This is a genomic window from Curtobacterium sp. C2H10, assembly GCF_025407985.1.
GTDB lineage: Bacteria > Actinomycetota > Actinomycetes > Actinomycetales > Microbacteriaceae > Curtobacterium.
The window spans coordinates 1-1,164 of sequence record NZ_JABXGF010000098.1 but is presented as its reverse complement, the minus strand read 5'-3'; the positions used below and the strand labels follow the sequence as shown (position 1 = coordinate 1,164).

The following is a 1,164-nucleotide window of genomic DNA, read 5'->3' as shown; positions in this document are numbered from 1 at the left end:
GCGGCGCCCCGCGCCCCGCGGCGCCCCGCGCCGCTCGCGGCCCCGCGGCGCCCCGCGCGTCAGATCTTGCGGAGCAACACCGACGACACCTTGTGGTCCGCCGCCTTCTTCAACACGAGGGTCGCCCGGGAGCGCGTCGGCAACACGTTCTCGATGAGGTTCGGCTCGTTGATCGCCCGCCACACCTCGGTCGCCGTCTGCACGGCATCCGACCGGGAGAGCGAGGCGAACCGGTGGAAGAACGAGTCCGGGCTCGCGAAGGCCTCTTCCTGCAGCGCGAGGAACCGGTCGACGTACCAGGCCTCGATGTCCTTCGTCTTCGCGTCGACGTAGATCGTGAAGTCGAAGAGGTCGGACAGTGCCAGCCGCCCGTGCACCGGCGGCGCGAGCACGTTCAGGCCCTCGACGATGAGGATGTCCGGCTGTCGTACCACGATCTCGGCGTCCGGCACGATGTCGTACACGAGGTGCGAGTAGTACGGCGCTCGGACCTCGGTCGCGCCGCTCTTCACCTGGCTCACGAAGCGCAGCAGGGCCCGGCGGTCGTAGGACTCCGGGAAGCCCTTGCGGTCCATGATCCCGCGCCGCTCGAGCTCGGCGTTGGAGTAGAGGAACCCGTCGGTGGTCACGAGCTCCACGCGCGGGGTGTCCGGCCAGCGCTTCGTCAGCTCGCGGAGCAGTCGTGCGACGGTCGACTTGCCGACGGCGACCGACCCGGCGACACCGATCACGAACGGCGTCCGCCCGGCTCGGTCACCCAGGAAGGCCGACGTCGACGCGTGCAGGTTCCGTGCGCCCGCCGCGTAGAGCGTCAGCAGGCGGGACAGCGGCAGGTAGACCTCCTGCACCTCCTGCATGTCGAGGCGGTCACCGAGACCGCGCAGCTGCACGATCTCGGTCTCGGTGAGGGACAGGTGCTCCTTCGGAGCGAGCTGCGACCACTCGCCACGCGGGATCTCCACGAAGGGGGTCGGGTGCGCGACGGTGGTCTCCGGGATCGGCATGGGAACGAGCGTACAGACGGGAGGCGCGGATCACGTGAGCCGACCAGCTCGCGTGATCCGCGCCTCCCGTCCGACGTCAACGTCCGGTGAAGGTGTGGGTGATGGTGTCGGTGCCGGAGGTGAACTTCCAGGTGACACTGTCGGTGGTGTATGTGCCGCC

The 1,164-nt window shown here is 69.4% G+C and carries 1 protein-coding gene; it reads right to left on the bottom strand.

Annotated features, from left to right (window positions below):
• Positions 1-59 precede the first annotated feature (59 nt).
• The gene (gene coaA / locus HWD93_RS18170; RefSeq protein WP_071295218.1) at positions 60-1,004 is read right to left on the bottom strand and encodes a type I pantothenate kinase; all 945 of its coding nucleotides are present in this window, start codon (positions 1,002-1,004) and stop codon (positions 60-62) included.
• Positions 1,005-1,164: the final 160 nt, after the last annotated feature.